This window comes from Streptomyces sp. NPDC107559, from assembly GCF_055657365.1.
The window spans coordinates 105,815-124,601 of sequence record NZ_JBVKBD010000016.1 but is presented as its reverse complement, the minus strand read 5'-3'; the positions used below and the strand labels follow the sequence as shown (position 1 = coordinate 124,601).

Annotated in this window: 17 protein-coding genes and 1 pseudogene; 6 read left to right on the top strand and 12 right to left on the bottom strand. The window is 69.6% G+C overall.

Annotated elements, in window-relative coordinates:
- The first annotated feature begins 82 nt into the window (after positions 1–82).
- Positions 83–1,303, top strand: a complete 1,221-nt coding sequence (locus ACZ7OY_RS34470; RefSeq protein WP_471915112.1) for an acyl-CoA dehydrogenase family protein — start codon at positions 83–85, stop codon at positions 1,301–1,303.
- 462 nt (positions 1,304–1,765) lie between these two features.
- Positions 1,766–2,425, top strand: a complete 660-nt coding sequence (locus ACZ7OY_RS34465) for a hypothetical protein (protein ID WP_471915155.1) — start codon at positions 1,766–1,768, stop codon at positions 2,423–2,425.
- 134 nt (positions 2,426–2,559) lie between these two features.
- On the opposite strand, the gene ACZ7OY_RS34460 is transcribed toward ACZ7OY_RS34465, so the two are convergent.
- The 6 genes from ACZ7OY_RS34460 to ACZ7OY_RS34435 all read right to left on the bottom strand — a co-directional run bounded on the left by ACZ7OY_RS34460 (position 2,560) and on the right by ACZ7OY_RS34435 (position 6,972).
- Positions 2,560–2,904, bottom strand: coding sequence for a hypothetical protein (locus tag ACZ7OY_RS34460; RefSeq protein ID WP_471915111.1), 345 nt, complete (start codon positions 2,902–2,904; stop codon positions 2,560–2,562).
- The gene (locus tag ACZ7OY_RS34455) at positions 2,892–3,203 is read right to left on the bottom strand and encodes a hypothetical protein (RefSeq protein WP_471915110.1); all 312 of its coding nucleotides are present in this window, start codon (positions 3,201–3,203) and stop codon (positions 2,892–2,894) included. Before ACZ7OY_RS34455 ends, ACZ7OY_RS34460 begins: the two co-directional genes overlap by 13 nt.
- Positions 3,200–3,931 (bottom strand): flavodoxin, encoded by a 732-nt coding sequence (locus ACZ7OY_RS34450; protein ID WP_471915109.1) that lies wholly within the window; start codon positions 3,929–3,931, stop codon positions 3,200–3,202. The genes ACZ7OY_RS34455 and ACZ7OY_RS34450 overlap by 4 nt, the downstream gene beginning before the upstream one ends.
- Positions 3,932–4,022: 91 nt before the next feature.
- Positions 4,023–4,874, bottom strand: coding sequence for an aldo/keto reductase (locus ACZ7OY_RS34445; protein WP_471915108.1), 852 nt, complete (start codon positions 4,872–4,874; stop codon positions 4,023–4,025).
- 39 nt (positions 4,875–4,913) lie between these two features.
- Positions 4,914–5,942, bottom strand: coding sequence for a zinc-binding dehydrogenase (locus tag ACZ7OY_RS34440; RefSeq protein ID WP_471915107.1), 1,029 nt, complete (start codon positions 5,940–5,942; stop codon positions 4,914–4,916).
- A gap of 52 nt (positions 5,943–5,994) precedes the next feature.
- Entirely contained in the window at positions 5,995–6,972 is a 978-nt protein-coding gene (locus ACZ7OY_RS34435; RefSeq protein WP_471915106.1) for an aldo/keto reductase, read from the bottom strand.
- Positions 6,973–7,183: 211 nt separating this feature from the next.
- Between ACZ7OY_RS34435 and ACZ7OY_RS34430 the strand changes: the two genes are divergently transcribed.
- Positions 7,184–8,092 (top strand): helix-turn-helix transcriptional regulator, encoded by a 909-nt coding sequence (locus ACZ7OY_RS34430; protein WP_471915105.1) that lies wholly within the window; start codon positions 7,184–7,186, stop codon positions 8,090–8,092.
- A gap of 224 nt (positions 8,093–8,316) precedes the next feature.
- Here the strand turns inward: ACZ7OY_RS34430 and ACZ7OY_RS34425 are convergent, their stop codons facing one another.
- From ACZ7OY_RS34425 to ACZ7OY_RS34410, 4 genes and pseudogenes are all read right to left on the bottom strand, one after another.
- The gene (locus ACZ7OY_RS34425) at positions 8,317–10,413 is read right to left on the bottom strand and encodes a SpoIIE family protein phosphatase (protein ID WP_471915104.1); all 2,097 of its coding nucleotides are present in this window, start codon (positions 10,411–10,413) and stop codon (positions 8,317–8,319) included.
- A 224-nt stretch (positions 10,414–10,637) separates the two neighbouring features.
- Positions 10,638–10,880: pseudogene (locus tag ACZ7OY_RS34420) on the bottom strand (AMP-binding enzyme); the annotation flags it as partial.
- A 154-nt stretch (positions 10,881–11,034) separates the two neighbouring features.
- Complete coding sequence (locus ACZ7OY_RS34415; protein ID WP_471915103.1) at positions 11,035–12,741, bottom strand: aldehyde dehydrogenase family protein; 1,707 nt, start codon at positions 12,739–12,741, stop codon at positions 11,035–11,037.
- Between the two features lie 187 nt (positions 12,742–12,928).
- Entirely contained in the window at positions 12,929–13,852 is a 924-nt protein-coding gene (locus ACZ7OY_RS34410) for a TauD/TfdA dioxygenase family protein (RefSeq protein WP_471915102.1), read from the bottom strand.
- Between the two features lie 466 nt (positions 13,853–14,318).
- Between ACZ7OY_RS34410 and ACZ7OY_RS34405 the strand changes: the two genes are divergently transcribed.
- Entirely contained in the window at positions 14,319–15,653 is a 1,335-nt protein-coding gene (locus tag ACZ7OY_RS34405) for an MFS transporter (RefSeq protein ID WP_471915101.1), read from the top strand.
- A gap of 67 nt (positions 15,654–15,720) precedes the next feature.
- On the opposite strand, the gene ACZ7OY_RS34400 is transcribed toward ACZ7OY_RS34405, so the two are convergent.
- Positions 15,721–16,326: a TetR/AcrR family transcriptional regulator gene (locus ACZ7OY_RS34400; protein WP_471915100.1), complete on the bottom strand. Its 606-nt coding sequence runs from the start codon at positions 16,324–16,326 to the stop codon at positions 15,721–15,723.
- A gap of 147 nt (positions 16,327–16,473) precedes the next feature.
- Complete coding sequence (locus ACZ7OY_RS34395) at positions 16,474–17,019, bottom strand: GNAT family N-acetyltransferase (RefSeq protein ID WP_471915099.1); 546 nt, start codon at positions 17,017–17,019, stop codon at positions 16,474–16,476.
- A 275-nt stretch (positions 17,020–17,294) separates the two neighbouring features.
- On the opposite strand from ACZ7OY_RS34395, the gene ACZ7OY_RS34390 reads away from it, so the two are divergent.
- Together ACZ7OY_RS34390 and ACZ7OY_RS34385 are read left to right on the top strand one after the other, a co-directional pair.
- Positions 17,295–17,852 carry a TetR/AcrR family transcriptional regulator gene (locus ACZ7OY_RS34390; RefSeq protein ID WP_471915098.1) on the top strand — a complete coding sequence of 186 codons (558 nt, stop codon included), beginning with the start codon at positions 17,295–17,297 and terminating at the stop codon, positions 17,850–17,852.
- The gene (locus ACZ7OY_RS34385) at positions 17,849–18,742 is read left to right on the top strand and encodes an aldo/keto reductase (RefSeq protein ID WP_471915097.1); all 894 of its coding nucleotides are present in this window, start codon (positions 17,849–17,851) and stop codon (positions 18,740–18,742) included. The genes ACZ7OY_RS34390 and ACZ7OY_RS34385 overlap by 4 nt, the downstream gene beginning before the upstream one ends.
- Positions 18,743–18,787 lie beyond the last annotated feature (45 nt).

The following is an 18,787-nucleotide window of genomic DNA, read 5'->3' as shown; positions in this document are numbered from 1 at the left end:
CCTTCATGTCTTGGCAAGCACTGGGCGTGCGGCTACGATCCGAATTGGATCCAACATCCCAGATCCGATATCCGTGACCGGCATGCTAGCGCCACCCCTCACCGTTGTCAGCACGTCAGGAGAGCCCGTGTCCGCCCAGCCCGTGCACCCCCTCGATCTGTTCGGGATCGACACCCTGCTCAGCGACGAGGAGCGCGACATCCGCGACACCGTCCGCGCCATGGGCGACCGCGAGCTACGGCCGCACATCGCCGAATGGTTCGAGACGGGCACCATCCCGGCCCGCGAACTCGCCCTCTCACTCGGCGAGTTGGGCGTCCTCGGAATGCATCTGCAGGGCTACGGCTGCGCCGGCACCAGCGCGGTCGCCTACGGCCTCGCCTGCATGGAGCTGGAAGCCGTCGACTCCGGCCTGCGCAGCCTGGTCTCCGTCCAGGGCTCGCTGGCGATGTACGCGATCTGGAAGTACGGCTCCGAGGAGCAGAAGCAGCAGTGGCTGCCCGGCATGGCCGCCGGCCGCTTCATCGGATGCTTCGGGCTGACCGAACCGGACGCAGGCTCCGACCCCGGCTCCATGCGCACCCGCGCCACGCGCGACGGATCCGACTGGATCCTCAACGGCACCAAGATGTGGATCACCAACGGCTCGGTGTCGGACGTGGCGGTGGTCTGGGCCCGCACCGACGACGGCGTGCGCGGCTTCCTCGTCCCCGCGGGCACTCCCGGCTTCACCCGCAACGACATCAAGCAGAAGCTGTCCCTGCGGGCCTCCGTCACCAGCGAGCTGGTCCTGGAGGACGTCCGCCTCCCCGCGGACGCGATGCTGCCCCAGGCGCGGGGCCTGTCCGGCCCGCTCGGCTGCCTCAACGAAGCCAGGTTCGGCATCGTCTTCGGCGCGCTGGGCGCCGCCCGGGACTGCCTGGAGACGGCGATCTCGTACGCCGTCGACCGCACCGTCTTCGATCGCCCGCTGGCCGGCTTCCAGCTCACCCAGCAGAAACTGGCAGACATGTCCCTCGAACTCGGCAAGGGCATGCTGCTCGCCGTACACCTGGGCCGCCTGAAGGACGCGGACCGGATCACCCCGGAGCGGATCAGCGTCGGCAAGCTCAACAACGTCCGGGAGGCGATCGCGATCGCCCGCGAGTGCCGCACCGTCCTCGGCGCGAACGGCATCACCCTCGAATACCCGGTACTGCGTCACGCCAACAACCTCGAGTCGGTTCTCACCTATGAAGGCACCAGCGAGGTCCACTCGTTGGTCATCGGCGGCGCGGTGACCGGTATCGCCGCCTTTCGCTGAGCGTCTCGGCCCGACGCCGGCCCCGGAACGGGGCCAGGCGCTCGGAGCGGGCGCTTCCTGGGCCCGTTCGCGCCCCAACGAAGCACCGCGCCGGACGGCATCGCCACGGAACCACTTCAGGCACACGCCAGGGGAACAGCATCGCAGGCATGCGTTGCGGAAGACGGTCGGCCGCATGCTCACCGGTCTGCGGCCGGTCGCCATCCCCGTCCGCCGCCAGGGCACTTCGATGACGACATCTGCATGGGCCAGCTCAGTGGCGGCGTGTTGGGCGGCTGGGAGTAGCTCGCGACACTACGAAGTGCCCCGCTCCCTTACCTCATCAGCGGCGAGGCAGCGGGGCGCTCGTGTCCGGTCAGCCGCCTTCGCCGTCTCACCCTGGGCAACCGTCCAGTCACAGGTCGGTGACGACGGGTGAACTGCCTACCTCGGGCGTGACAGCCGTGCTCTAGCGTGGTCCGCCTGAACCAGGACCACTCGGGGGGAAACGTGCGAACCCGCATCATCGGCACCATTACAGCAGCGGTCACCATCGGCCTGCTCGCAGCCTGCGGACCCAACGACACAGGCACAACATCGCCTGATACGCCGTCGGCCGGACAAAACACCAGCCGTGCCGCCGACGGCAAAGCCGGCAACGCCAAGGCCAGCGTCCCCAACTTCGTCGGCATGGGCCTGCAGTCCGCCCAAGACGGAGCGCAGGCGGCAGGCTTCTACACACTCACCTCGCATGACTCGCTGGGCAGAGACCGCATGCAGATCCTCGACCGTGACTGGAAGGTCTGCTCCCAGAACGTGAAGGCCGGCAGCAAGCAGGCTACGGACACCAAGCTGGACTTCGGGGCGGTGAAGCTCGACGAGACCTGCCCCGCGAAGGATCAGGCCCCGCCGTCTGCCGCGGACGGCACCATGCCGGACTTCCGCGGTAAGAGCGTGAAGGCGGCCCGGGGCGCCCTCGACTCGGGCACGTCGATCACCGTCACCGACGCCGGCGCCGACGACCGCATGGTGCTGATCGAGTCCAACTGGCAGGTGTGCACCCAGAGCCCGGCCGGCGGGGCGAAACTGAGCGGGCAACCAGTGACGTTCACTGCGGTCAAGTTCGGCGAGTCCTGCCCCTGACACGGCAAGTCGCCCCGCTCGTCCTGCCGGGGCAGGACGAGCGGGGCGTCCTCAGTTCTCGTCGTCGGGCATGGGCCGGGCACGGTCAGTTCGCGGGCGCTGACTATCCGGCAAGTGGTGTTGCCGGAGCAGCCTCAGTTGCCGTGGTGCACGGTGAGCTGTTCCCCGTCCCAGAGGAGCGTGTCGCCGGGCCCGGCAACGAATGGTGTTTCGCTGCCGCGTTGGATGACGTATCCGTCGGGTCCTGCGATGGCCTGGTATCCGTGTTGCCGGCACCAGCGTTGGGGGATGTCGATGAGTGTCGCCCAGGTGATGGTGATGCGGGTGGGGTCGACGGCTTCGCGGTTGCCGACCATGCGCCGAAACAGCTTCGCCGTCTCCTGGAGCGCCCACCGGTCGCGTTGCCACACCCGCAGGCCGACGGCCTCGGACTCGTAGTCCTGAGCAAGGTCGAGGAGCGTGCCGCTTACGACGCCCACTCGTGACCCTCGCGGTCGGGGTGCCCGGCGAATGACAGGGTCATAGCCTCGACAGCCGCCATCATCTGGCTTCGCACGTCGACGCGGCCTTCGGGCTCGCCCCAAAAGATCCGGTTCACGACGCGCTGTTGGACTTCCTCGGCCACGCCCTCATTGGTCATGGCGCGGTCGGCGGCGATCAGCATCTGCCTCATCGACTCGACCTGTGCCTGCTGACCGGGACCACGGAGGAGTGTCTCTCGCATGCCGGCCTGCTGGTCAAACCAGCGGCCGAGGGTGTCGTCCACGAACTCGTTCACGTGCTTGCCTTCCTCGCCCACACTCGGTGCAACTCCACACCCAGTCTGTCCCTGTCTGCGTTGCCGGTCTCATCGGCAGCTTGATCGACTTCTTCGCCCCGGACCGCCAGCCCGTCGGCGAAGATGGCGCCGCGGCAGGAGGCGGCGTAGTCGCGGGCTGTGCTGCCCAGCCCGCTCATGGCGTGGGTGGTGAAGGAAACGACGGTCTTGCCGGTGAAGTCGTGCTGCTCCGTGGATGCCGTCATGATCATAGGTGCGCGGACGTTCCAGATGGGACTTCCCAGCAGCACGGTGCTGTACCCGTCCAGATCGGGCAACGCGCTCTTGATGGCGGGGCGGGCGTCGGTGTCCTGTTCACGGACGTTGCGCTTGACGGTCGCGTCGTAGCTTTCCGGGTAGGGATCGGCGGGCTCGATCCGATGCACGTCGCAGCCGATGAGGCCGTGGATCTTGCGAGCCAACACCTCGGTGTTACCGGCCTTCAGCGTGGTGCGGTCGCCGTAGTGGTAGTTCTCGCCGGGCCGCGAGAAGTACGCGAGCAGCACCCTGCCTCGTACCGAGCCGCTCGTGGTTGGTCTCGTCGCGGCGCTGCGCCGGCCGGATGCTCGGTCGTTGTTCGCGGCTGAGCAGCCGGCGAGGGGCGGTGCGGTCATGGCGGCGGCTCCGGTGAGCAGCGCGGCGCGCAGGATCGTGCGGCGCCGGGCTGACGCACGGTCCTGCTGGTTCACAGAAAGTCCTTCGCGCGGGTGGGCCGAAGCGAGAAGGGACGAGCGGCTGCCCGCGATTGCGGCCTACCGCCCGTCCCGGAGCGTGTGCGTGTCAGGCGTCCAGGCGGCGCCCCGCGAGCCAGGTGACCATCTTGGGATCGTGGTGGTCGAAGAACAGGGAGCTGCCCGTGTCGAGGGTGGCGATCCGGGCCATCTGCTCGTCGGAGAGCTGGAAGTCGAAGACGTCGATGTTCTCGGCCATGCGCTCGGCGCGCACCGACTTGGGGATGGCGACGACGCCGCGCTGAGTCAGCCAGCGCAGCACGACCTGCGCGACCGACTTGCCGTACTCCTTGCCGATCCCGGCCAGGAGCGGGTTGGTGAACAGGTCGTTCCTTCCCTCGGCGAAGCCGCCCCACGACTGGATCTGCACGCCGTGCTCGCCCATGAGGTCCTGGTAGTCGGCCCGCTGGAAGAACGGGTGGGTCTCGATCTGGTTGACCTGCGGGGTGATCTCGTTGTTGAGGATCAGGTCGATCAAGCGGTCGGGGTAGAAGTTGGCGACGCCGATCGCCTTCGCCGCGCCCTCGCGGTTGAGTGCCTCCATGGCGCGCCACTGACCGTAGACGTCGCCGAAGGGCTGGTGCATCAGGTACAGGTCGAGGTGGTCCAGGCCCAGCTTGCTCAGGGACGTCTCGAACGCGCGGCGGGTGTTGTCCTGGGCGGGGGCGTCCTGGACCCACAGTTTCGTGGTGACGAAAAGCTCCTCGCGCGCGATGCCGCTGGACTTGATGGCTCGGCCGACGGCTTCTTCGTTGCCGTAGGCGGCGGCGGTGTCCAGCAGGCGGTAGCCGGCGGCCAGAGCCTCGGAGACGGCGCGCTCGGTGTCCTCGGCGGGGATCTGATAGACGCCGAACCCGAGGATCGGCATCTCGACGCCGTTGTTGAGGGTGACGGTCTGCATGAGCGGGATGTCCTTCGCTGTGCGGGTGGGAGCGGGTGGTCAGAGGCGGACGAGGGCCTTGAGGACCTGACGGTCGGCCATCGCCCGGTAGGCGTCCGGTGCCTGGTCGAGGGTGAAGGTCCGGTCGAAGACACGGCCGGGGGCGATCGTCCCGTCCAGGACGTCGGGCAGCAGCTGCTCGATGTAGGCGCGGGCGGGGCTGGCACCGCCGGTCAGGGTGATGTTCCGCATGAACTCCGCCGGCCCGATCGGACCCTGCTCGTACTGCGGGACGCCCAGGCGGCTGATGGTGCCGCCGTCCAGGACCGCGCCCAGCGCGGTGTCTAGGGCCTGGCGGGTGCCGACGGCCTCGATCACCTTGTCCACGCCGCCGGTCAGCTCACGGATACGGGCGATGCCCTCCTCGCCCCGCTCGGCGACGACGTCGGTGGCACCGAACTCGCGGCCCAGGCCGGTGCGGGCTTCGTGGCGGCCGGCCAGCACGATCCGCTCGGCACCGAGTCGCTTGGCGGCGATCACCGCGCACAGGCCGACCGCGCCGTCCCCGACCACGAGCACGGCATCGCCGCGGCCTACGCCGGCGGTGACGGCGCCGTGGTGGCCGGTGGTCATCACGTCCGACAGGGCCAGCAGCGACGGCAGCAACGTGGAGTCGGCGGCCACCGGCAGCTTCACCAGGGTGCCGTCCGCGCAGGGGACGCGGACGGCTTCGCCCTGGCCGCCGTCGACGCCGTCGAAGCCGTACCGACCGCCGTTGCGGCACGAGATGTGCAGGCCCCTGGCGCAGTAGTCGCAGGTGTTGTCGCTGTAGGTGAACGGGGCGACGACCAGATCACCGGCCTTCAGGCCGGTCACTTCCGCGCCGGTCTCCTCCACGACGCCGAGGAACTCATGCCCCATGGGGCGGCCGGTGTCGGTGGCGGGCATCGACGCATACGGCCACAGGTCGCTGCCGCACACACAGGAGGCGACGACGCGCACCACGGCGTCGGCCGGCTGGACGATCTTCGGGTCGGGCCGGTCCTCGACACGGACGTCACCGGCTCCGTACATCACTGCTGCACGCATGAAAGGTGTTACTCCAAACGGGGGTCGTGCTGTGTGGTCGGGACGACGGATGTCAGCGTTCGAGCATGCGGGCCTGGGCCTCGGTGTGGGTGGCGCCGGCGGCGGGCGGCAGGCTGGCGAGCCGGTCGAGCTGCTCGGCGGTGAGCGTGACCGTGTCGGCTGCGGAGTTCTCCTCGACCCGGCTGACGCGCTTGGTGCCGGGGATCGGGGCGATGTCGTCACCTTGGGCGAGCAGCCAGGCCAGCGCCACCTGCCCGGGCGTGGCACCAGCCTCATCGGCCAGGGCCTTGACCTCGTCGGCCAGCGCCAGGTTGCGCTGGAAGTTCTCCCCCGTGAAGCGGGGATTGTCGCGCCGGAAGTCGTTCTCGTCGAACTGGTCGGTGGAGCGGACGGTGCCGGTCAGGAAACCGCGGCCCAGCGGGGAGAACGGCACGAGACCGATGTTCAGCTCCCGCAGAACAGGCAGCACGCGCTCCTCGATCCCGCGGGTGAACAGCGAGTACTCGGACTGCACCGCGGTGACCGGCTGGACGGCGTGGGCACGGCGGATCGTGTCCGGGCCCGCCTCCGAGAGGCCGAAGGCGCGCACCTTACCCTCGGCAATCAGCTCGCCCACTGCGCCGGCGGTCTCCTCGATCGGCGTGTTCGGGTCCACCCGATGCTGGTAGTACAGGTCGATGTGGTCGGTGCCCAGCCGCTTGAGGGAGCCCTCGACGGCGGTGCGTATGTTGGCAGGGCTGGAGTCCAGGTTCCAGGCACCGTCGCCGCCGTGCGAGACCAGGCCGAACTTGGTGGCCAGCACCACCTTGTCCCGGCGGCCCTTCAGCGCCCGGCCGAGCAGTTCCTCGTTGGTGTAGGGGCCGTAGATCTCGGCGGTGTCGATCAGGGTGACGCCCAGCTCCTGCGCCCGGTGCACGGTCCTGATCGACTCCGCGTCGTCGGTGCCTGAGCCGGTGTAGCCGTGGGACATGCCCATCGCGCCCAGCCCGATCCGGGAAACCTCCAGGTCACGCAGCTTGATGTAGCGCATTTCGCCTTCTCCGGTCCGTAGCGTTGCCCGTTCCTCACACTCGCCCGGCCCGGCAGGGCATCCCGGTCAGAGCCAGGCGGCGAGGAAACGGCGTCTTCCTCACTCACCTTCGCCCGGATTGCGCCCCTGTGGCAGGGCGGGCTCTTCAGGGGTAATGACAGGGCCCCCCACGGCCCCGCGGGGCGGGTGCCCGTCGGGTGAGACTGGAGTCATGGCATCGACGAGCGCGCCCAGCGAGGGCGCCGAGCTGGGCCGCTACCTGCGCGCCCGCCGCACCCAGACCAGCCCCGAACACGTCGGCCTCACCATCGGGGCCGGCATCCGCCGCACCCCCGGCCTGCGCCGCGAGGAGCTGGCCACCCTCGCCGGCATCAGCATCGACTACTACGTGCGCCTGGAACGCGGCAAGGAGACCCGCCCCAGCCCCGCCGTCCTCGACTCGCTCGCCCGCGCCCTGCACATGGACGACCAGGAGCACCAGCACCTGCGCGAGCTGGCCGCCCGCGCCGCCCGCTATGTCTCCGAGCCGCCGCCCGCTCCCAGCCGCACCGTGCGCCCCCATCTGAAGCTGCTGCTGGAGTCACTGCGCCCGAACCCCGCGTACGTCATCAGCCGCAGCATGGACATGCTGGCCTGGAACCCCGGCGGCCTCGCCCTGTACGCGGGCCTGGAGGACTGGCCCGTCAAGCACCGCAACCTGGCCCGCTACCTCTTCCTCCACCCGGCGGCGCGCGACCTCTTCACCGACTGGGACCGGCAGATCACCTCGTGCGTCGCCCGCCTGCGCGCCATCGCCGGCACGGCTCCGGACGCCCCCGACCTCACCAACCTCGTCGGTGAGCTCCTTCTGAAGAGCCCCGACTTCGCGGGCCTGTGGGAACGCTATGAAGTCACCGGCCGCAAGCCCGCCCACAAGACGTTCCAGCACCCGCAGGTCGGAACCATCACCCTCACCTCGCAGTCACTGCACGTCGAAGGCACCCCCGGCCAACGTATCGGCGTCTACACCGCCGAACCCGGCAGCCCCGACCACGACGCCCTGCTGCTGCTCGACATGACCGCGCCCCAACCCACCGGACGTCCTGCTGCCACTCCGAAATCCACCGGCCGCCAGCGGTAAGCAGCTTGCGCCCTGATTGGCTTCCTGCCCCCGGATCGTCACCCGCGCCCGGCAGAAAGCCCAGGGCCCGTCGGCCACCGGGTCACGGTGAAACACCAGTCGGCGGTCCTGTCTCGCATCCCGTGACCACTCCCTGCAGCGGCAGGCACGCGTCCGGCACGACTGCTTCGCCCTCCCCGACCGTCGCGAACCCCGCTGCCCGCGCCGGATTCGGGCGCGGCCGGTCACGGCTGCATGCTGCGAGGGGTGACGTCCGTGAGGGGCTGTTCCGCCCATATGGTCTTGCCGACGGCGTCGTAGCGGGTTCCCCAGCGGTGGGAGCACTCGGCGACGAGGAAGAGCCCGCGCCCGCCTTCGTCGACGGTGGCGGCCCGCCGGATGTGCGGTGAGCTGCTGCCCGCGTCGCTGACCTCACAGATCAGCATCCGGTCCAGGACGAGCCGCAGCCGGATCGGCGGGGCGCCGTAGCGGATGGCGTTGGTGACCAGTTCGCTGACGATGAGTTCGGTGGTGAAGGTCAGATGACTCAGCCCCCACTGGTCGAGCCTTCGTGCCACGAGCGAGCGGGTCCTGGCGACGGCGGCGGGGTCGCAGGGCAGGTCCCAGGTGGCGACATGCGCGGCGTCGAGCGAGCGGGTGCGGGCCAGGAGCAACGCAAGGTCGTCCTCGGCCGCCAAGTGGGGGGCTACTGAGTCAGCCACGGCCTGGCCGATGTGGTTCGGCGAAAGGCGGCTCTGTGCGATGAGCGCGCTGAGCCGTTCCCGCAGTGCCGGATCTGCGTGACTGGCTGCCAGCAGGCTTCGTCCGTACAGGACGAGGGTGCTGCCCTCGGTGAGTTCGATCTCGTGCGGCTCGAAGACGGGATCGCCCAGTCCCAAGGGCTCGTTGGAGGGCAGATCCGCCAAGTGGACCTGGCCGGCCGGATCGGAGACGACGGGCGGAGGGTGTCCGGCGCTCGCCATGACACAGCGGCGGGAAACGGGGTCGTAGACCGCGTACAGGCAGGTGGCCCCGACGAGTTTCTCCAAGATGGCTGCGGACCCTGCCGTATGTTCGCGTTCGACCAGCCGCGGCACCATGTCGTCGAGCCGGGCCAGTACCTCGTCGGGGGCGAGGTCGAGCTGGGCGAGCGTGCGTACGGCGGAGCAGATCTGTCCGATGCAGGCGACGGCCTCGACACCGGTGGCGGGTGTGTCGCCGACCGCGAGGGCCACGCGGGCGCCGGAGAGGGGGATCACGTCAAACCAACAGCCGCTCCCTCCGGCGTGCGCGTGGGCCGGACGGTATTGGTGCGCGACCTCGACGGCGCTCTGATCAGGGACGCTGCGTGGGAGCATGCTCTGCTGGAGCGTCACGGCGGCGGCACGCTCATGGGTGTAGCGGCGGGCGTTGTCCACGCAGACGGCGGCGCGGGCGACCAGTTCCTGCACGAAGACCAGGTCGTCGGGTTCGAAAGCGTCCGGACGGGCCGCCGTGCGGTACAGATGGGCCACCCCGAGAACGGTGTCCCTGGCGCGCAGGGGCACCACCATCATGGAGTGGGTCCCGTGCGTCAGCATGGTTCGGATCCTCGGGTCAGGAGAGTTCCGGACCCAGTCGACGTCGGGGCCGACGGCAGTCAGCAATCGGGGCTGCCCGTCGGAGAGGGTCTGGGCATGGGGTGAGTCGGGGCGGAACTCCTGACGCTCCCCGAGCAGCCGGAGCCCTTCGGTGAGCCCCGGATGGGAGGCCTTGCGGGCCACGAGGCGCAGCGCCGTGTCGCCAGCACCCGAGGTCGTGACTGCCTCGCCCGTGACGACGTCATCCAGGAGGTCGATCGCGGTGAAGTCGGCCAGGCGCGGGACGAGTGCATCGGCAAGTTCCTGGGCCGTGCGCCTGACGTCGAGTGTCGTTCCGATGCGGGCGCTGGCTTCGTCGAGGAGGGCCAGTCGCTCACGGGCCCGGTGACGGTCGGTGATGTCCATGACCAGATCTGTGACGCCCAGGCGCCGGCCGTCCTGTCCGGTCAGCGCGAACGACGACGTCATCCATACGTGGTCCCTGCCCGGATCAGCAGGCGTACGACCACGGTGCTCCGTACCGACGACGGACAGGCCCGTCTCCAGGACCCGTGCGAGCTGGCTCTCGATCGCGGCGACGTCGAGCCCAGGCAGGACCTCACTGAGCCGGTGGCCGAGGAGCTCGGCGTTGGGCACACCATGCATGCGTTCCAGCGCAGGGTTCGCACGGACCAGGCGCAGCTGGGTGTCGAACACGGCCACGCCGATCGGTGACTGTGTGAACAGCGCGTCCAGGATCGCCAGGTCCGCCTCGTGCGGCATGGGCCCCGCCGGCGCATACGCTCTCCAGCGGCGGCCGGGTGTTTCGGCCGGAACGCCCATCCCATGGGTCCCGTCGTTCGCTGTCGACATCCCTCTCCGTCCCAGGGTAGGCAGGCACCGGGAGGTCCGGCCCGGTGATCAATGCCGTCTCCCCGGCAGGCCGCCCACTCCGGCCGATCATCGGTTTCGGAGATCGGCCGGGCGGGATTGTGCTCGGGTACTGCTCAGACGTCGGCCCCGATCGCACGCTTGAGGATCTTGCCGGTGGGCCCCTTGGTCAGGGCGTCGACGAGCCGGATCTCACGCGGGTACTTCTACGGAGCCACCCGCCGGCGCACGAAGTGCTGCAGTTCTTCGGCGCCGGCCCGGCTGCCGGGACGCAAGGCGACCACGGCGGCGACCTCCTCGCCGAGGAGGTCGTGGCGAACGCCGATCACCGCCGCCTCCGCGACGGCGGGGTGTTCGTAGCGCGCGATGAGGAGCGCGGCGGTGCGGCCGGCCAGGGCGTGCAGTTCGGCGTAGGTGAGCTGCTGGTCCTCGAGTTCGACGGCGACCCGGTCGCCGTGGGCGTGGGCGGCGCGCGTGAGGAAGTCGTTGAGGTTCCTTCGGGTTTCCTCCTGGTCACCCGCGCAGAGCGGAGGCGAGGACGGCGGGCAGTCGGGCGGGGCTCGGCATGGTGGTGAAGCGTGTGACGTGTTCGAGGGTGGTGCGACCGGTGCGGTTGGTGACGAAGTACGGCGGCTTGGGCGACAGCGAGGGGGAGCCGGTGAACAGGCCGCGGGGGGCGGGGGCGAAGGGGGCGCGCAGCACGGTCTTCTCGATGTCTTCGATCATGAAGGCGTTGTTGACGAAGCCGATACCGCTGCCGATCGCCTGCCGGGTGTGGCCGGGATGGGCACCCCAGGGGGTGTATCCCAGCAGGAAGCCGACGCCGGACCAGGAGTTGACGCCGATGGTGCCGTAACGCAGTTCGTCCAAGGCCGCTTCCACCGCACCGGACCCGGTCCGCTCGGTCCGGGGGTGCACGATCAGGGTCGCGCCCAGTGTGCCGGGCAGGACGGTGTTGGCGAAGTCGACGGCATGGCGCAGGAAATGTGCGGGAGTCTCTCCCGGCAGGCGCACGACGCCCAGCGCGCTGGCGAAGACCTCGCCGGTGAGGAGCATGTCGTCGTGGTCGGTGATGTCCGGGACCAGTATCCGGCTGTCGCCGGCGTGGCGTTCGGCCTGCGGGTGAGCCGCGAGGACGGCCTGAAGCCGGTGGTGGGCCCCGGGGTAATAGTCGGTGCGCGCCGGCAGGGCACGCAGCACCCGTCCGATCTCCTCCAGCAGCAGTTCGGTTCCGTGCCAGGAGCGGGGCAGCACCAGCACCTGGCTGGCGATGCAGTTGTGGCCGGAGTTGTTCATCTTGCTCGTGACGATGTGCTCGGCCTGGAAGCGGAAGTCCGCCCTGCTCCAACGCCCCGGCACCACGATGCACGGGCTGACCCCGCCCAGCTCGCTCGTGAACTGCTTGTCGATCAGCGGGGTGTCCTCGCGGCGACGCCGCTCGGCGTGTTCGTCGGTGCCCCAGACGATGGCGTCGTGGGTGCGGTCGCTCCCGGTCACGTGGATGGAATCCACACCCTCGTGGGCGGTGAGGTAGGCGCCCTCGAACGGGCCTCCGTCCACGAACCGCAGCCAGCCTCGCTGGATGTACTCGGCGAAGATCCGCTCGAAGTGCGGCCGCAGATAGGCGTTGACCGGGTTCATCTTGGCGATGACGACCTGGCCTTCGGCGTAGAGCTTGTGCAGGATGTCGGTCGCGGTGAGCGCGGCGACGTTGCCGGCGCCCAGGACCAGCGCCACGCCGGGCTGCTGCACGCCGTCCCGGTACGGTGCGGCCGCGCGGCTTCGCACCTGCTCGGCGGTGATACCCGCCTGTATCCGCACCTGGGCGGAACAGCCGCCCAGCAGCACGCGGTCCCAACCGGTGGCAGGAAAGACGTCCACCCAGGTACGGCCGCCCCGTTCGTGCACCGCGTCGGCGTGCAGCGGTTCGAGGTCTGCGGCCAGGCGCCGCAACACGTGCAGCCGCGCGGTGACGTGCTGGGCCAGCGCCCACGGACCGCCGGCCCAGTCCTCCGCGGCCCAGGCAGAGTCGGGGCCGTATCCCTTGGCTCGTGCGCCCGCCGCGGCCAGGTCGGCCGCGCCGTCGCGGATCCTGGGCATGAGTCCTTCCAGCAGTCCGACGCGTTCGGCCAGTGGCGCGGTTGCCCAGAACGCGGCGTTTTGGCGCAGCTCCCTCAGAGCGTGGTCGAGGACGGTCGTGTCGAGGGCGGGGCTGTTCACGTCACTCCCTGGCGGGGCCAACAAGCAGAGTCGGAAAGGGGATTTCAGGCGGCGCGACGGCGAACGTCGCGGTCGAGACGATCAGCGTGAAGGTGGCCGCGCCACCGAACGGGCGGCACAGCCACCAGGGGCCGTTACGGCAGTGGACCGACAGCGCTCGGGTGGTGCCGGTCGAGGAGAAAGGTGCTCAGGACAGCGGGACGCCGGCGATCGCGATGCGCTCCATCACCCGGCGCTGGGGGTAGTAGTCGTTGATCGCGTAGTGCTGGACGGCGATGTTGTCCCAGATCGCGATCGAGTCGGGCTGCCAGCGGAAACGCACCTGGAGCTCCGGAATGCGCGCCTGCAGACCGAGCTCGTGCAGCAGGCTCCGGCTCTCGTCCTCGGGCAGTCCGACGATGCGGGTGGTGAAGGGCTCGTTGACGTAGAGGGTCTTGCGCCCGGTGCGCGGATGCCGCACGACGACCGGGTGCTCGACCGGAGGCAGGGTCAGGCGCAGGGCCGCGATCTGGTCCGGGGTCATGAACGTGCCCCAGCTCGGCTCCCAGTCGTGTACGGCGGTCAGGCCCTCGATGCGCTGCTTCATCTCGTCGCTGAGGTTGTCGTATGCGGCGCCCATGTCGGCCCACATGGTGTCACCGCCTGCCGCCGGGACCTCTACCGAGCGGAGCACCGACCCCAGGGCGGGCGCGGCCATGAACGAGTGGTCGCTGTGCCAGATGTTCTCCTGCCCGATGGCCGTCGCATCCTTCGCCAGTCGGGAGACGCCGACGGTGTCGCCCTTGGGAAAGAACGGGTTCGGCTCCGGCTCGCCCCACACCGCGGCCAGGGCCAGGTGGGTGTCGACGTCGAAGTCGTGCTGGTCGCGGAAGAAGATCACTTTCCACTCGAGCAGCGCCTGCCGCAGCTCCTCCGCCAGCACCGCGTCGATCGGCTGCGTCAGATCCACCCCGCTGACGGCCGCCCCGATGTGCTGCGTCATCGGAGCGATCTGCAGCAGCCGGTACTCGGCCGGTGCCGTACCGGGCGCGGTCCGTTCCAGCACACGCCGACCGAAGTGGATCAGCGGCTTCTCCAGCAGGGGGTTCTTGTCGGCTCCGGCGGTCTTCATGCGTTCCTCCACGGGCGCATCCAAAAATCGTTACCGGAAGTATCGATATCGAAGGGCATGACCGCAAGAGCCCTTCCATGATCATCTCGCTGCGCCACCCCGAGAGCCACGACCTCGACCCGGCGGCCACAGCGGCAGACGGTCGCCAGATGGGCGACGAACCCTCGCGAGCCTCTTGCTTACGGTAAAAACGGGCATATCCATCTCCCGTCACCTGAAGGGAGCTCATGCGCCGAGGCTGTGAGCGTCGCGGCCACTCATGCGACAAGCGCCCCACCCGGGTCGCCATCGGTCAATTGCAGGGCACAGGTCTTGCCGCCCCACCCAACCGTATCGATACTGCACGTAACTTTTTTCTGTCGCCGTGATCGGCGCGGGCCGACGCACCTCCGATCCGCCACGCCCTCTTCCCCGTGCTGCACGGCGACCACTCGTACCCCGGATCAGCTACTTTCGCGGAGCCCCCGTGCCCAATACCGATCTCACACCCGTCACGCTCATCGCCCCCTGCACGACGAGCCGCAGCCACAGACGACAGGCCTGGACGGTCACCGGTTTGCTGGTGGTCTTCATGATGGTCAACTTCGCCGACAAGTCCGTCCTCGGGCTGGCGGCCGATCCGATACGCCATGACCTGGGCCTTTCGGCGACCGGATTCGGCCTGGCCAACAGCGCGTTCTTCCTGCTCTTCTCACTGTTCGGCGCCATGGGCGGGCTGCTGGCGGACCGGGTGCGACCACGATGGCTGCTGCTGGGGATGGCACTGCTGTGGTCGATCGCCCAGATACCGATGGCCCTGGGCGGAGGGCTGGCCGCATTGGTCGTGTCGCGGATCGTGCTCGGTGCCGCGGAAGGACCTGCCTTTCCGGTGGCCCAGCACAGCGCCCTGGCGTGGTTCCCGGACAGCCGGCGCAACCTGCCCGGAGCACTGCTCAGCGTAGGCATCGCGCTCGGCGTGGTGCTCGCCGCGCCGAGCCTGACCTGGGTGATCCAGCACCACGGCTGGCGCTCCTCCTTCGCCGCCGTCGCCGTCGCCGGCGTGATCTGGGCGGCGATCTGGACCGTCTTCGGAGGAGACCGACCATCGCAGGCCGGGGCTCACCATGTCATGGCCGAACCCGGAAACGACGAGGAAGAAAGCTCCCCCGCCCCCTCGTACCGCCGCATCCTGACCACCAGAACCTGGATCGGGGCCACGATCGGCTACTTCAGCACCTACTGGATGATCGCCCTGTCACTGGTGTGGGTGCCCTCCTACCTGCACGACGGCCTGGGCTACTCCACCACCACGGCCGCCGGCCTGGTCGCCGGACTCTGGGCGATCAACGCCATCATCTTGCTCAGTCAGGCAGGGGTGACCGGCTGGCTGCTGCGACGTGGCGTGAGCAGCCGGTGGGCCCGTGGCCGCGTCGGCGGCATCAGCCTGCTGGTCTCCGCACTCGGCTGCGGCGCACTGTCGCAGACCGCTCGCGGACCGGTCACCGTGCTCCTCCTGTTCGTCGGCTTCGGCCTGTGCGGGGCGATGTCTACCGTCGCGGTGACAACGGTCGCCGAACTCGTTCCGGCCCGTCGGCGCGGAGGCGCACTCGGCCTGATGAACGCCGCGGTCACCACAGGCGGTCTGATCGCCCCGGTCCTGACCGGATACCTGGTCGACACCCAGGGCAGCACCGGCTACCAGCACGCCGTACTCCTCGCAGCCGCTCTGCTCCTGCTGGGGGGAACGGCCGCTGTGACACTGATGGACCCAGCCCGCGACGCTCGGCTTCTGACCCCCTCGACGGTCGCCGCCGACCGCTGATCCGCGCTGCCCCCTGGCGACGGGCGGGAAGGTCCGCAGGCACCCCGCACCCACAGCCCGCGATTCCTCAGGCCTCTGAGTGACCGACCGCCCGGACGACCAGGTCCACCAAGTCCTCCACGAAGCGCTCGTTGGGCAGTTCGCGCTCCGCCAACAAGCGGTACACCATCGGTGCCGCCACCAGCGTGGCGGCCGACCGGATGTCGACATCGGGCCGCACCTCGCCCCGGGCGATGCCCCGCTGGAGGACGCGGCGCGTCTCGGCCATCATCCGCTCCGTGTAGTCCACGTACTCACCGCGGGCCCCGTCCGCCTCGGCGGCCGACGCCATCAGCTCCGTCAGCAGCCGCGCCGTACCCGGCTGGCGGTACGCCACCAGGCGCGCCGCCAGCACCTCACGCAGCTCGGCCCGAACGTCCCCGAGGTCCGGAACCGACAGCGGACCGATACGTGACTCGGCCGCTGCGATGATCAAGGCCTGCTTGGACGGCCACCGCCGGTAGATGGCGGGCTTGCTCACCCCGGCACGCGCAGCCACGGCATCCATCGTGACCGCTTTCACGCCCTGTTCGGTCACCAACTCGATCACTGCTTCGAGGGTGTCCTCCGTGACCCGCTCCTGCCGCGGCCGCCCCGGTCCGCGCTCGGCCCTCTGCGTCTGTGCCCCGACCATGCTCCGAGAATACCGGGCTCGAAGAGCCCCCAGCGCGTGAGAGGCCACCGTCGGACGGCAGGCCGAATCCCCGCGAACAACGCCATCCACCGAAGGGCTTCGGCACCTGGCAGCGGGTCCGCTCGTTCCCCGGCACCCTCCGCAGACCTATGTCGATGTTGAGCTGCAGTCGGCGGCCGGCGGGGCCTCGCGCGTCATCGGCAAGGTGGGCAGCATGCCTCGCCACAGGTATCGCTCGCCTGTGATCTCGAAGCCGTGGCGTCGGTAGAAGCGGATCGCGCGTTCGTTGTAGTCGACGACGCCCAGACGAATGCGTGCAGGTCCCGCCCAGGCAAGGAACTCGGTCATCATCCGGCCACCGAGTCCGTGCCCCTGGGCTTGGTTCAGCAAATACATCGGTCCCAGGGTGACCGACTCCGATTCGTCCCAGTGCCCGCAGAAATAGCCGACGATCTCCGTCTCGGACCGGACGACACGGCAGAAGTGCGGGGCCGGGTGCCGGTTCGCCACCTCGATGAACTCCCGCCACTGCGCGATGCCTTCCGCGGTGGCGGACGAACCGCGGTGCTCACGGATCCAGGACTCATCGATACCCGCCTCTGCGTTGGGGTAGTTCTGCAGCCAGTTCCGCAGGTGCAAGGGCCCCAATGTTGTGGCGTCGTCGGGGTGAGCTTCGGTGATCGCAAAGGTCATGCCAGGCAATACTGGTGCCTTGGCCAGGTCACCGTGCAACCGCCCCCGGGGAACGGCTGCCGGCCCGACGGGACTTCCGGGTGCCGGCGAGCGGGCAGGAGTCGGTGCCGGTCTCCATGACGGGCCCGGCTCGGATGAGGATCGCAGCAAGGCAGAGGGCTGCCTGGCGGACGGTGGAGCCAGGTCTGTGCCAGAGAGACCCCATCACAAACAGAACAGCGATTCTGTTAGGGTCGACCACAAAAGGAGCCACCATTCTTTTTGTGGGAGGTGCGGTGCCTCGCCTCACCGACGCGCGCAAGGAGCTCCGGCGTACGCAGATCGCCGAGGCCGCCGTCCGCTGCTTCAGCCGCAACGGCCTGGAGCGGACCTCGATCGCCGACATCAGCGCCGAATCCGGCCTCTCGACCGGCTCGATCTACGCGCACTACCGCAACAAGGCCGACCTGGTCCGGGCCTCCGCCCGCGAAGTACTCGCCAAGCGCGCCGACGTCCTCGGCGAGTACGCCGCGGCCGACGCCCCACCCGGCCCCGACGAACTGCTCTCCCGCCTGATCGCCGCGATCGACCCGGCCGAGGCTCGGGTCGGCGTACAGACCTGGGGCGAGGCAACCACCGACCCGGACATCCGCGACATCGTCGTCGACACGACCGACCGGATGCGCGCGATGCTGCACGACTGCGTCACGGCCTGGCTCATCAAGGTCGAGCACCACGAGCCGGCCCGGGCCCGGGAGCATGCCACCCCGATCGCCCACCGGGTCATGGCGCTCTACCAGGCCGAACTGCTGTACACCGCCTTGCGTGCACCGACCGAGGAGACAGCGCAATGACCACCCTGACCGCTTCGTTGGCCGCCCGCACCGTTTTCCGGATCGGCTACGGCGCCATGCAGCTCGAGCGCCTGCACGACCGCCGCGACGAGGCCGTCGCGCTGCTGCGCCGCGCGGTCGAGCTGGGCGTCGACCACGTGGACACCGCCGAGTTCTACGGCTTCGGATTCGTCAACGACGTGATCCGCGAGGCACTGCGCCCCCAGGACGACGTCCTGGTCGTCACGAAGGTGGGAGCCGACCCCAACCCCGGCGGGCACCTGCCGCTGCGTCCGGCACAGCGGCCCGAGCAGCTGCGCGCCAGCGTCGAGGACAACCTGCGCAGCCTGGGCGTCGACCGGCTCACGGTCGTCAACCTGCGCCGCCTGGACACCGGCCCCGGGCTGCGCCCCCAGGGCGACCAGGTCGTCGACCTCGACGACCAGCTCGCGGTGATGACCGCCCTGCGCGACGAGGGCAAGATCGGCGCGATCGGTCTGAGCAGCGTCACCCTCGACGGCCTGCGCCGCGCCCTGCCCGCCGGCGTCGTCTGCGTCCAGAACGCCTACAGTCTCGTCTCCCGCGGCGACGAGGACATGCTGCAGCTGTGCGCGGCCGAGGGCATCGCCTGGGTGCCCTTCTTCCCGCTCGGCGGGTCCTTCCCCGACCTGCCCAAAGCGACCGACGAGCCGACAGTGCACGCCGTGGCCGAGTCCCTGGGCGTCACCCCCTCCCAGGTCGGCCTCGCCTGGCTGCTGCACCACGCCCCGAACGTGCTGCTCATCCCCGGCACCGCCAACACCGCCCACCTGGAAGCCAACATCGCGGTCGGCGAGATCACCCTCGACGCCGCGGCCCTCGCCGTCCTCGACGGCATCGAGTCCCGCTCCAACGACGTCGCCATCGGCTGACCGGCCTCAGCGCGGCCCGGCTCGCGACCGCGCCCCACACGCCGA

Coding starts and splice junctions, on each gene's coding strand:
- ACZ7OY_RS34470 (WP_471915112.1), top strand. CDS start 83: ATGCTAGCGCCACCCCTCACCGTTGTCAGCACGTCAGGAGAGCCCGTG.
- ACZ7OY_RS34445 (WP_471915108.1), bottom strand. CDS start 4,874: ATGCAGACCGTCACCCTCAACAACGGCGTCGAGATGCCGATCCTCGGG.
- ACZ7OY_RS34440 (WP_471915107.1), bottom strand. CDS start 5,942: ATGCGTGCAGCAGTGATGTACGGAGCCGGTGACGTCCGTGTCGAGGAC.
- ACZ7OY_RS34435 (WP_471915106.1), bottom strand. CDS start 6,972: ATGCGCTACATCAAGCTGCGTGACCTGGAGGTTTCCCGGATCGGGCTG.
- ACZ7OY_RS34430 (WP_471915105.1), top strand. CDS start 7,184: ATGGCATCGACGAGCGCGCCCAGCGAGGGCGCCGAGCTGGGCCGCTAC.
- ACZ7OY_RS34425 (WP_471915104.1), bottom strand. CDS start 10,413: ATGCCGCACGAGGCGGACCTGGCGATCCTGGACGCGCTGTTCACACAG.
- ACZ7OY_RS34410 (WP_471915102.1), bottom strand. CDS start 13,852: ATGAAGACCGCCGGAGCCGACAAGAACCCCCTGCTGGAGAAGCCGCTG.
- ACZ7OY_RS34400 (WP_471915100.1), bottom strand. CDS start 16,326: ATGGTCGGGGCACAGACGCAGAGGGCCGAGCGCGGACCGGGGCGGCCG.
- ACZ7OY_RS34395 (WP_471915099.1), bottom strand. CDS start 17,019: ATGACCTTTGCGATCACCGAAGCTCACCCCGACGACGCCACAACATTG.
- ACZ7OY_RS34385 (WP_471915097.1), top strand. CDS start 17,849: ATGACCACCCTGACCGCTTCGTTGGCCGCCCGCACCGTTTTCCGGATC.